At 44.7% G+C, this 12,542-nt stretch carries 10 protein-coding genes; 7 read left to right on the top strand and 3 right to left on the bottom strand.

Annotated elements, in window-relative coordinates:
- The first annotated feature begins 42 nt into the window (after positions 1–42).
- From LCL96_RS19020 to LCL96_RS19005, 4 genes are all read left to right on the top strand, one after another.
- Positions 43–1,233 carry a glycine C-acetyltransferase gene (locus tag LCL96_RS19020; protein WP_224944181.1) on the top strand — a complete coding sequence of 397 codons (1,191 nt, stop codon included), beginning with the start codon at positions 43–45 and terminating at the stop codon, positions 1,231–1,233.
- Between the two features lie 85 nt (positions 1,234–1,318).
- Positions 1,319–2,260 (top strand): L-threonine 3-dehydrogenase, encoded by a 942-nt coding sequence (locus tag LCL96_RS19015; RefSeq protein WP_224944176.1) that lies wholly within the window; start codon positions 1,319–1,321, stop codon positions 2,258–2,260.
- Positions 2,261–2,771: 511 nt separating this feature from the next.
- The gene (locus LCL96_RS19010; protein WP_224944175.1) at positions 2,772–3,845 is read left to right on the top strand and encodes an ATP-binding protein; all 1,074 of its coding nucleotides are present in this window, start codon (positions 2,772–2,774) and stop codon (positions 3,843–3,845) included.
- Between the two features lie 155 nt (positions 3,846–4,000).
- Complete coding sequence (locus tag LCL96_RS19005) at positions 4,001–5,326, top strand: cytochrome P450 (protein WP_224944165.1); 1,326 nt, start codon at positions 4,001–4,003, stop codon at positions 5,324–5,326.
- 85 nt (positions 5,327–5,411) lie between these two features.
- Here LCL96_RS19005 and LCL96_RS19000 read toward each other — a convergent pair whose 3' ends face one another.
- Positions 5,412–6,773: a YjiH family protein gene (locus LCL96_RS19000; protein WP_224944163.1), complete on the bottom strand. Its 1,362-nt coding sequence runs from the start codon at positions 6,771–6,773 to the stop codon at positions 5,412–5,414.
- 343 nt (positions 6,774–7,116) lie between these two features.
- Here LCL96_RS19000 and sda point away from each other — a divergent pair, with 343 nt between their 5' ends.
- Complete coding sequence (sda, locus tag LCL96_RS18995) at positions 7,117–7,248, top strand: sporulation histidine kinase inhibitor Sda (protein ID WP_224944160.1); 132 nt, start codon at positions 7,117–7,119, stop codon at positions 7,246–7,248.
- A 114-nt stretch (positions 7,249–7,362) separates the two neighbouring features.
- On the opposite strand, the gene LCL96_RS18990 is transcribed toward sda, so the two are convergent.
- Both LCL96_RS18990 and LCL96_RS18985 read right to left on the bottom strand, forming a co-directional pair.
- Positions 7,363–8,676, bottom strand: a complete 1,314-nt coding sequence (locus LCL96_RS18990; protein WP_224944157.1) for a short-chain fatty acid transporter — start codon at positions 8,674–8,676, stop codon at positions 7,363–7,365.
- Between the two features lie 123 nt (positions 8,677–8,799).
- Complete coding sequence (locus LCL96_RS18985; protein ID WP_224944154.1) at positions 8,800–10,308, bottom strand: BCCT family transporter; 1,509 nt, start codon at positions 10,306–10,308, stop codon at positions 8,800–8,802.
- A gap of 160 nt (positions 10,309–10,468) precedes the next feature.
- Here LCL96_RS18985 and LCL96_RS18980 point away from each other — a divergent pair, with 160 nt between their 5' ends.
- Positions 10,469–11,338, top strand: a complete 870-nt coding sequence (locus tag LCL96_RS18980) for a Cof-type HAD-IIB family hydrolase (RefSeq protein WP_224944147.1) — start codon at positions 10,469–10,471, stop codon at positions 11,336–11,338.
- 58 nt (positions 11,339–11,396) lie between these two features.
- The gene (locus LCL96_RS18975; RefSeq protein ID WP_224944137.1) at positions 11,397–12,488 is read left to right on the top strand and encodes a PQQ-dependent sugar dehydrogenase; all 1,092 of its coding nucleotides are present in this window, start codon (positions 11,397–11,399) and stop codon (positions 12,486–12,488) included.
- Positions 12,489–12,542 lie beyond the last annotated feature (54 nt).

Below are 12,542 nucleotides of genomic sequence, written 5' to 3'. Positions count from 1 at the left end.
ACATTTGTTTTTAAAACGCTTACATAACGGGAGGACGAGTATATGACAAGCAAGACATTAGATCACTTTTTACAAGAAAATCTTGAAGATTTAAAATCACGCGGTTTGTATAATGAGATCGATCCATTGCAAGGTGCGAATGGACCGGTCATTACAGTGAAAGGTAAAAAGCTTGTAAACCTTTCTTCTAATAACTACCTTGGACTGGCTACTGATGAACGTCTAAAAAAAGTAGCCATTGAAGCCGTGAAAGAATACGGTGTTGGCTCAGGGGCTGTACGTACCATCAATGGTACGCTCGATCTTCATGTGAAGCTTGAAGAAAAGCTTGCGAAATTTAAAGGAACAGAAGCAGCGATTGCGTATCAATCCGGTTTTAACTGCAATATGGCAGCCATTTCAGCTGTTATGGATAAAAATGACGCCATTCTGTCAGATGAGCTGAATCATGCTTCCATCATCGACGGCTGTCGCCTTTCAAAAGCCAAGATCATCCGCTTCGGACACTCCGATATGGAAGATCTGCGAGCGAAAGCGAAAGAAGCGAAGGAATCCGGTCAATACAACAAAATCATGATCATCACGGACGGGGTATTCTCGATGGACGGGGATGTGTGTAAGCTTCCTGAAATCGTTGAAATTGCGGAAGAATTTGATATGATGACGTATGTAGACGATGCTCACGGTTCAGGTGTACTTGGAAAAGGTGCCGGTACGGTCAAGCATTTTGGTCTGTCTGATAAGGTGGACTTCCAAATGGGTACGCTGTCGAAAGCCATCGGAGTAGTCGGTGGATATGTGGCAGGAACTCAGAACCTGATTGATTGGTTGAAGGTCCGCTCCCGTCCATTCTTATTCTCGACATCTTTGACACCGGCAGATGTAACGGCTTGCACGGAAGCACTTGATCTTATCATGAATTCCACAGAACTTCAGGATAATATGTGGGAAAACAGCCGTTACCTAAAGGAAGAATTGACGAAACTTGGATTTGATATCGGAAATAGTGAGACGCCTATTACACCTGTTATCATCGGTGAAGAGCAAGCAACACAGGACTTCAGTAGACGCCTGTATGAAGAAGGGGTTTATGCGAAATCCATCGTGTTCCCGACCGTACCAAGGGGAACAGGACGTGTGAGAAACATGCCTTCGGCTGCACATACGAAGGAAATGCTTGATCAAGCGATTGCAGCCTATGAGAAGGTCGGAAAAGAAATGGGAATTATTTAACTATTAGCGAATAACAAGGGTCTGGCGCATCGTCAGCCCTGTCTTTTTTACGATATCACCAAAGGTAAATGCAGGAGGAAACACGATGAAGAAAATTTTAGTAACGGGTGCCCTTGGACAAATCGGATCCGAGCTCACCAACAAAATGCGTGAAGTATATGGTTCTGATAACGTCATCGCAACGGATATCCGCGAAACGGATAGTCCGGTCGTAAAGAATGGCCCGTTTGAACAGCTTGACGTGACAAATGCAGAAAGAATGTTTGATATTGCCAAAACAAATGAAGTGGATACGATCATTCACTTAGCGGCTCTGCTATCTGCAACGGCAGAAGCGAAACCGTTGCTAGCATGGAACCTGAATATGGGTGGGCTTGTAAATGCCCTCGAAACGGCACGGGAATTGGATTGCCAATTCTTCACACCGAGTTCGATCGGGGCATTCGGTCCATCGACACCGAAGGACGCTACTCCTCAAGACACGATCATGCGTCCTACGACGATGTACGGAGTGAATAAAGTGTCCGGCGAGCTTCTTTCAGATTACTACTTCACGAAATTTGGAGTGGATACAAGAGGTCTACGCTTCCCTGGATTGATTTCTTATGAAACCCTCCCAGGAGGCGGGACGACGGATTACGCAGTAGAAATCTATTACGAGGCCATCAAGAATAATCAGTATACTTCCTATATCGGGGAAGGAACTTACATGGATATGATGTATATGCCTGATGCCCTTAATGCGATCATCGATCTGATGGAAGCGGATGGTTCGAAGCTTGAGCACCGCAATTCCTTTAACGTGTCAGCCATGAGCGTAGCACCTGAAGACATTGCCAAGGCGATCCGTGTCCATCAACCGGACTTCAAGCTAGATTATAACGTAGATCCTGTTCGACAAGGCATCGCTGAAAGCTGGCCAAACGCCATCGATTCCAGTGCAGCCCAGAACGAATGGAACTTCAAGGCGGAATATGATTTAGCCAAAATGACGGCAGATATGCTGGATAAATTAAAAACGAAATAACGGCAGAGATCCCCATGAAACAATTCATGGGGATTTTTTCTATATCAAGAACAGATAACCTCGTTGAAAAGCATGCTTCTAACTGGAGATGACTGAACTGAAATAACGACAAGAAATGACAATTCCTCCTAGGGACATGATATACTGCAAGTAATAGAAAAAGAAATTTCAGGAAATTACGACCGATTAAGTTATTTTAATATTCAGAAACAAAGAGTGTTTATGATAGAAATTGGGTATTGGTACATATGGACTATACAATACCCTTTCCGTTATGATCGAATCGATTTATAAGTAAGAATGAGTGGGGCTGATGACTTAGATGATAGAGAAAATGAAAAGCAATGCACAGACATTTCACAAGATAATCATAATCCTTATGGCTCTTTCCGTTTTTCAAGTCATCTCTGTACTCTTTCTAGATGGGCCATGGAATTTCTTTGCGGTCCTTATACTGATGATATGTGTTGTCGCGGTCCTCTTTTTTCTCTTGAAAGAAGGAAATCGATTTATGACCAGGCATCAGAAGCTGTTGGAAGAAGAAAATCAGCTATCCACCCTTCTTCATTCCCTTCCGGATTTTGTCTGTTTCAAGGATGGGGAGGGGCGCTGGCTAAAGGTCAATCAATTTGGGCGAGAGCTCTATAACTTGGAGGATATTGATTATGTCGGTAAGACGGATAAGGATCTCGGGGAGCTTGTTCCCTTCTTTAAAGATGCTTTCGACTATTGCACCGATTCCGATGAAGAGTCATGGAAGGCAGAACAAGTGACACGCTGTGAAGAAGGATTCTTTCTTCCGAATGGTGAGTTCAAGACCTTCGATGTCATTAAAGTCCCATTATTCCATTCGAATCGTGAAAGAAAGGGTTTGGTGATCATCGGAAGGGATATTTCCCAGCAGAAGATCGCGGAAGAAATGCTGTTAAGGAAAGAGAAGCTATCCGTAGTGGGGGAACTGGCCGCAGGGATCGCCCATGAAATCCGAAATCCCCTCACAAGCATTAAAGGCTTCATTCAGCTTCTGGAAGAGAACGAGCATGTATCCGATCACTACCTTACCGTTATGTCATCCGAAATGGACCGGATCAATCAAATCGTAGGGGAGCTGCTTATTTTATCCAAGCCCCAAATGAGGGAATACCGACCTTTTGATATGAGTGAAGTGCTGCGGTATGTGGTCAAGGTAATGGGGCATGAGGCACTACTAAAGGGGATCACATTGAATATCAAACTCCCGTCTTCTCCGATTCATGTGTTCGGCGATAAGAATCAATGCATTCAAGTGTTTATCAACATCATTAAAAATGCCATAGAATCCATGGATGAAGGAGAAATCGATGTCGACTGGAAACTTCGGAGCGGGTCACTCCACGTCACCATCACGGACCAGGGAGCAGGAATTCCCCCGGATCGTTTAAAGAGGCTGGGAGAGCCGTTCTTTACCCTGAAAGAAAAGGGCATGGGACTAGGACTCACCATCAGCCAGAAAATCATACAGGATCATAAAGGTACTCTTCACATTGATTCAGAAGTAAATAAGGGGACGAAAGTGGAAATTACCTTACCTGTGGAGGATAAGTAATATTCAAGGCTGTTTCTTAACGGAGCAGCCTTTTTTTTGTCTCGAATAAGTAGGAGAGAAAGAAGAAAGGAATTAATGAATATGAGATGGAATGAATAAGATAGAAGGAGCGTTTTGATAACAAAAATGAGAGAAGACCAAGGAGTGTGAAAGGTATGACCAATGCAACTGTCCTACATTCTCTTCATCCATTAGGTCAGTTAGAGAAATTCAGGAAGGATCCACTACTTTTTTTAGAAGAACAGGCAAGTAAACATGAAGAAAGGGTTCAATTCCGCTTCGCCAACCGTACCGTTCATTTACTATTAACCCCTGCATTGATTAAAGAAGTACTCGTAACCCAATCCAAGTCCTTTCAAAAATCAAATCAATTCAAAGAACTTTCTCTCCTTATCGGTGAAGGACTTGTAACGAGTGAGCCTCCCGTACATACAAAACAGAGGAAAATCATTCAACCGTATTTTACTCCTCGTCATATCAAGAAATACGTGAGTGAAATGATCGATTCAGCCACTGAAATGATGGAAAGCTGGGAGGTGAATCATCCAAGGGATATATCCAAGGATATGATGGGAGTTACATTGGCGGTCATTACGAAGACCATGTTCGATATGAATGTAAACGAAGGGCATGAGAAGATAGGCGTCCATATGGAAAGGGTTCTGGAGACGGCTACCAAGAGAATTCGCTCTTTTCTTAAGCCACCCATATCATGGCCCATGCCAGAGTTAAAACAATACAAGGCTTCTATTCAAGAACTTAAGAGAGTCGTAGAGGAAATCATTCAACATAGAGAAAGCAGAGCAGAAGAAAAAGAGGATTTACTTCATGCCTTGCTCCATTCCCGTGATGAAGACGGCAATTGTATGAGCAGGGAACAATTAATAGATGAAGTCATGACCATTTTTGTGGCGGGTCATGAAACGACAGCTAACCTGCTTTCCTGGTTTTTTTATATGCTACAAGGCAATGAAAAGGTGAAAGAAAATGTGTATAAAGAAGTGGATCGAGTAGTTGGGAAGAATGAACTGTCCAGTTCCCACCTTCCCGCTCTTCTTTATACGCGCCAAGCCCTTGAGGAAACGTTACGACTGCACCCACCCGTATGGATGTTTGGGAGGATGACTGTAAGAGACGTTGAAATTGGTGGTCACCCCATTAAGAAAGGGGAAAATGTCCTCATTTCCCCTTATATTATGCATAGGAGTAAAAAGTACTTCCGGGATCCATTCCTTTTTGAACCAGAGCGCTTTAATAGAGTCAGTGCAGAGGGCAATCACCCTTATACTTATCTTCCTTTCGGAGGGGGATCGAGAGTGTGTATCGGAAATCATTTTGCCCTTCAGGAGGCCTTGATTATTGCAGCATTATATGTTCAGAGATTCAACTTTAAAATGTCCGGTGATGGCAAGGTAGAATGCCATCCATTAATTACTCTGCGGCCTAAAGGAGGAATTTTCATGGAGGTTGAAAAAAGGTGACATGCAAGGTAAGAAGGATTTCGAATCGTAGTGGAAAACACAATAAGAAACCCAGGTTCGATTCCGAACCTGGGTTTCTTATTTACTAAAAAAGCATATGAGCAATCGCTACAATGACAAGTAACGTCAAGAATGTACGCTGGAGGAAGATGATGACGAGATCCTTAAAATCAACCGGGATCTTGGAGCCTAAGAGCAGCCCGCCAACTTCCGACATATAGATTAATTGTGTAACGGATAAACAAGCGATGACAAAACGTGTCAGCTCACTCTCGATACCAGATCCAAAGATGGCTGGCAGGAACATATCGGCAAAACCGACAAGGATGGAGCGTGATGCTTCCGTCGCTTCCGGGATTTGAAGAAGTTCCAGGATCGGAATGAGTGGCATACCGATGTATTCGAAGAACTTCGTGTTCTCTGCAACAATCAGGGCCGTTGTACCGATGGCCATGACGATGGGAGCTACGCCCATCCACATGTCCAACACATTTTTCATTCCATCAGTGAAGAACTTGGTTGCACTGTTGTTGTTCTTTGCCTGAACAAGGGCCTGCTCGTATCCGTAACCGACACGGCTGTATCCTTCAGGAATCACTTCCATCGTATCCTTGCCTTCCTGACCGTTGAAGTACGTATCAGGCTTACGGGATAAAGGCGGAATCCGCGGCAGCACAATCGCAGCAAGAAGTCCGGAAGCTGCCACCGTGAGATAGAACGGGATGAAATATTCCCCTAGGTTAACCTGTGAAATGACAACGAGACAGAAGGTGATGGAGACAACGGAGAAGGTTGTCCCTATCACGGCTGCTTCCTTCTTCGTATAATACCCGTCTTCATACTGTTTGCTTGTCAGTAATACCCCAATCGTACCGTCCCCAAGCCATGACGCTAAACAGTCAATGGAAGAACGACCCGGAAGGCCGAATACAGGACGCATGATTTTCGTTAAGAGCGCTCCGAATAATTCCAATAAACCGAAATTCAACAATAGCGGGAGGAAAAGTCCGGCAAATAGAAACACAGAGAAAAGGATGGTAAGCAGTCCGTCCGGGTTTAATAAAAGGCCACCTGTTGCATCTGACCATACCCACTCTGGCCCCAATTTAAATAGAGTCATAACGGCAAAGATGGCCCCTACCACTCGAACGATGGCCCAAACAGGTCTTACGTCAAAGAGACTAGAAAAAAACGGCGATCTTTCAATGAAATCCGGGTGTGCTAGCTTTGTGATAAACGTCCCGATGACGGTAAGAATAATCAATCCTGTCATAATGGCTGGTACATAACTTCCAATCCAGTCCTGCAGAAGTCCGGATAAGACCGCAATCGGAATCGTGATGCCGTCTTTCCCCGGAATTGGTATCATAAATAGAAAAACTCCCAGTAGGGAAGGGATGATAAATCGTAAATGATTCGATAGTGTAAAGCGATGCTGTTGATTCATAAATTCACCTCAGAAATAGTTGTAACGGAAAATGAAACATTATTCATTCTAATGCATACATATAAAATTGTCCATAGTAAGATCCAGTAAGGGATATTATGTATGTCAAAGATGATTTTCCCAAACGAGGATCGGGTGAAACCTAAAGATTAAATAAAAAAATGTTTAAAATAATCCACACCAAAAAGAAAGCGCTATCTTTCAGTACTTCTTTCATTTTACTAAAATTTTTTAAAATTTCAATAATAATCTGGATTGAGGAAAAAATGTTGAAAAGTAGGTTTATCTTTTGTTTAAGAGGGTAATTAAGTTTCATATCTTGGTTAATCAGGAGTTGTAATCGATGACATCTTTAACAAAACTTACAGAAGAGCAATTGGCCAATGTCTATCAACTGGCACAGGAAGAAGGTTTGGAAGAGGAATTTATTGAGATGTTAGAAGGGGAGCTTGAGAGAAGGGAAAGTGTTAGGTAGGTATAGGTACATAGAAGATAATGAACGGTCCTATACATCGGCTGGTCTCATAAGAGGCCGGTCTTTTTATTGGTCAGAGCAAAAGGCGCCTTTTGGGGCGCCTTCACTCATACATTATAAGAATAGTAATCCAAGAGAAATGACAATCCCGCTAATGACAAGGATGATGACACAATAGCCCATAATATCCTTCGCCTTCAGTCCCGCGATTGCGAGAGCAGGCAAGGCCCAGAACGGCTGGATCAAGTTGGTCCATGCATCCCCCCATGCGACGGCCATGGCTGTCTTGGCGACCGAAGCATCAAGGGTTTGGGCGGCATCGATCATGATCGGAGCCTGAACGGCCCATTGTCCACCGCCGGAAGGAACAAAGAAATTGACAATCCCTGCACTCAGGAAGGCAAAGAAATAAAACGTCACGTCATTCGAAATCGACACGAAGGCTTCACTCATGACGACAGCAAGTCCCGAGGCAGTCATCATCCCCATGATCCCGGCATAGAAAGGGAATTGAATGACAATCCCGCTGGCCCCTTTGATCGCTTCTTGTACTGCAGTAAGGAAACGCTTCGGGGTCCCGTGAAACAGGATTCCGAGAAATAAGAATAAAAAGTTCACGATATCTAAATTAAGGGCGAACCCATTTTTAACAAAGTAAGAAAACAAAAACGCAATTCCGAGTACCGCAACTACAATGGAAAGAATCATACTGTTTTCCAAACGATCGGCAGGTGTCATGGCTTCCTTTTCCAGTGTGACAGCCGTCTCATTAAAGAGCTCGGGGTCTACTGTGATCGTCTCATCTTTAGAAGGCATTAACATTCTGTTTGTGATCGGAAGGATAATGAAAAGTGCTGCTACAATGATGAGTGTGGATGTAGCAAAAATGGTCTCATTCGTTGAAATGACACCGATCAAATCTTGGAATGGGTGCCCCTCTGTCGCAATCGACAACGGAATCGACCCGGAGAATCCTGCATGCCAGACAACAAACCCTGAATAAGCGCTAGCGATCAGCAATCGGTAATCGACCCCTTTGACCCGTTTGGCCAATTCTTTTGCAAACAGGGCCCCGATGACAAGTCCGAATCCCCAGTTGATCCAGCTGGCGATCATGGAAACGACGGTCACAAACACGATGGCGGAACCCGGAGACTTCGCAAAGGAAGCGAGGAAACCGAGGAACCGCTTAAACAATGGGCTGCTCGCGAGCACATACCCGGTCACAAGGACAAGCACCATCTGCATGGAGAAGGCAAGCAGGCTCCAGAAACCATTCCCCCAGTATTGAACCATCTCAAGACTAGAACTATCCGTGAAAATAAGGCCGAGACCGAACACGGCCAACGTTAAGATGACAACAAATAAAAATGGATCGGGCAAATAACGCTGCATGATTCTGTTTGATAATGAAATAAGTCCTTTCATCTTAATCCCCCTCCTATAAATGTACACCTTTACTAGTGTTCTATAGGAATACATGAAAACCCTTTCAATTTCTGTAAATTGAAAAAAGCGCCTGACTCTTTTAACGAGTGCAGACGCCGAAAGTTATTTCTTTACCGAGCGGGGCTTTTCTTTCCGAAGAAGCCTGAATAACGTCACACACATCAAGATCAGAATCACCGTAAAGGGCAATGCTGAAACAAGAGAAGCGGTCTGTAGTCCCTCCAGTCCACTCGACACAAGCAGCACGGCTGCAATGGCAGCAATCAAAACGCCCCAGACGATCTTCACGATCATCGGCGGATTTAAACTTCCTTCCGTCGTCATACTGCTTAATATATACGTTGCTGAATCAGCTGAAGTAATGAGAAACGTAAAGATCAATAGAATGGATAAAACGGACAGGACCATTGTAAAGGGAAGCTCACCATAGGTTGAAAATAAGGCACTCGTGACATCCTTATTGACTCCTTCTGCAATCGAAGTTCCGCTGAATAGGTCCAGGTGCAGGGCTGTGCCGCCAAATACGGCGATCCACATAAGCGCAATCAGCGGTGGAACGACGAGCACCCCTACGATAAATTCCCTGATCGTCCGACCCCTTGAGACCCTGGCGATAAAGGCACCGACAAATGGAGACCATGCGATGGCCCAAGCCCAATAGAAAATCGTCCAGTCCTGTACCCATGTTCCTCCCTGGTAAGGTGTCAGGCGGAGACTGTAGCGGATGAAATTGGAGATATAATCCCCGATTCCAAGGGTGAACGTATTTAAGATAAACACCGTCGGACCGACGATAAAGACAAAGAGCATCAGAATCAGGGCAAGGGATAAATTGAGGTTGCTGAGCCACTTGATTCCTTTATCAAGTCCTGTTGTGGAGGATGCTAAATAGAGGATGAGCAGGATGAACACAATCACCAGTTGAGTCATTGTACCACTGCCGAGTCCAAAAACGGACCCAAGCCCGCCGTTGATCTGCAGGATTCCGAGTCCCAGTGAAGTCGCTACACCCATGACCGTGGCGATGACCGCGAGGATATCAATCGTATTTTTAATCCCGTTTGAGCCTTTATGCTGACCGATCATGGGAGTGAGGGAAGTGGAAACGAGTCCATTTTCTCCTTTCCTGAATTGAAAGTAGGCAATGATCAACCCGACAATCGTAAAGACCGACCACTGACTGACACCCCAGTGGAAAAAGGCATAGCCCATGGCAAGACGCGCGGCTTCTTCCGTCTGTGCCTCCACACCCGGGATCGGGGTTTCAAAGAAATGACTCATCGGTTCTGCAATGCCCCAGAAGACAAGCCCGATACCGAACCCTGCCGAGAATAACATCCCAATCCAGGTGAAGAAAGGGTATTGGGGGCGTTCATCATCCTTTCCGAGACGTACCTTTCCATACCTGCTCCCCATAAGGAAAAGGAGGAACAGAACGAAGAAAAACACGGCAGCAAGATAAAACCATCCAAACGAATAAGTAGTGAAACCAAAGGCTGCATTCGCTCCCTTTGCAAAAAGTTTCGGAAAAGAAGCGCCAAATACAACTAAGATGGACACAATAATAGCTGAAATCCAAAACACTTTGTTCAAGTATGTACGATTACCCATGAAAAAACCTCCTGAAATAATAAACGAACGTCCTTTTTATACTCATACCCTAAATCACCCAGTATATTCCTCAACAGGAGGTTATTCAGTATAAAACGATAAATGTTTCATGATACAATGGCTAAATTAAGAAAATTCAACAACAGGAAGGTGTTTACGAATGATCACATTCATTGCGACAGATATGGACGGTACATTATTAAATGAAAATCAGGAAATCAGTGAAGCGAATAAACAAGCCATCCTGGAGGCACAACAGCAAGGAATCGAAGTCGTCGTGGCGACCGGCAGATCGTATGAAGAAGCACGCTTTGTCATTGAGGATGCCGGTATCTCATGCGATATCGTTTGTGCCAATGGGGCAGAGGTTCGGAATAAACAAGGAGAAATCGTTTATCAGGCCGGAATTGAATCAACACGAGCGAAAGAAATTTCCGATGTCCTGAATGAAACCGGCATTTATTTTGAGATATACACAGACAGGGGAACCTATACAGAAAACTATGACATGGGAGTTGAATTGATCGTTGACATTTTCACGACAGCCAACCCGAATGTGTCGGAAGAACAGGTAAGACAAGCGGCACGGGAACGATTCGAGAAAGGTCATATCAAACTTGTGGACGATTATGGTGTTCTTTTCGAAGATGAATCCCAGCTTGTTTACAAATTTCTTGTTTTCTCTTTTGATGAGAAGCAATTGGCAGAGGCCAACAGTCGACTTAATAAACTGTCAGACATCGCCATTAGCTCTTCCGGTAAAGAAAATATTGAAGTGAACAGTATCGAAGCCCAAAAAGGAGTCGCGCTGGAGAAGCTCCTGAATGACAAGGGACTGTCAGCGGAAAATGCCATGGCCATGGGAGATAATCTAAATGACCTATCGATGATGAAAGTCGTCGGAAGACCGGTTGCCATGGGGAATGCCCTTGATCAGGTGAAAGAATTCTGTCCATTCATCACGGCAACGAACAAAGAGGACGGTGTGGCCAAGGCGATACAAGAAGTAATTCAACAGCCGGCAAAGTAATGAGATTGTCTTCGGTTGTCCATACTGGTTAAAAAAGCGAACAAGGGGAGCAGGTAGAATGAAACCCAAAATGAGTTGGCTCGTGTTGATCATCAGTCAAAGTTTGTTACTCAGTGCATGCTCATTCGGACAGCCAGATAGGCAGCAGGAAGAAAGTCGATCCGTCACAAAACCGAGCGTGGAGAGCGAAGTGGTCGCGCAAAACCTCTCCATTCCCTGGTCCATCCAGAAGCTTGGTGATGGAATCTATATCACACAGCGCACCGGAGGAATTGTTGAAATAAAGGATGGGAAAAAATCTGTTATAAAAACCAATCTGTCCAGGACTTTATCTGCACGTCCAGAAGCGGGATTGTTAGGGTTTGTGCTCCATCCAGATTTCAAAATGAATCAACTGGCCTTTGCTTATTACACGTATGATGACGCAGGGGATCCTTACAACAGGGTCGTCGTACTAAAGCGGAGGGAAAACCAGTGGTCCGAGGAAAAAGTAATATTGGACCGTATCCCAGGCGGTCAGTACCACCAGGGAGGCAGGCTTGAAATCGGCCCCGACCACATGCTCTACATGACCACGGGGGATGCCACCAAACAGGATAAGGCACAGGATCTCACTTACTTGGGAGGGAAAATCCTTCGAATGAAACTGGATGGAGGCATACCGTCCAATAATCCCTTTGACGATTCATATGTTTATAGCTACGGTCACCGAAATCCCCAAGGCCTCGCCTGGGATCAGGATGGAGAGCTTTATGACACCGAACATGGTCCGAATGGGTTTGATGAAATCAATCTGATCGAGGCTGGACACAATTATGGATGGCCGAAAATAACCGGAGATGAAAAGGAAAAATCGCTCATTTCACCCTTGGCCCATTCAGGAGAGCCGTCATGGGCCCCGTCAGGAGCAGACTTCTGGAAAGGGGATTTACTATTCGCGTCCCTCGCCGGTCAAAGCGTGAAGCGATTTAATACAGGAACTCAACAAGTATCCGATTTGCTCACCGGTTTCGGGCGTATCAGGGATGTATTGGTGGAAGGGGACACCCTGTACTTTGTATCCAACAACACCGATGGACGGGGAATCCCAAGAGAACATGATGATAAGTTGTATGAAGTGGATTTGAATTCGCTGATGAATGAAGAATAGAGTGTTGAACGCCTTCCTAATCGATTGTTGGAAAGGCTTTTGGCAAAAAAAATA

The sequence above is a fragment of the Rossellomorea aquimaris genome, assembly GCF_020172085.1.
Taxonomy (GTDB): Bacteria; Bacillota; Bacilli; order Bacillales; family Bacillaceae_B; genus Rossellomorea; species Rossellomorea aquimaris_E.
The sequence above is the reverse complement of the archived record's forward strand: the minus strand, read 5'-3'. Positions and strand labels throughout refer to the sequence as shown.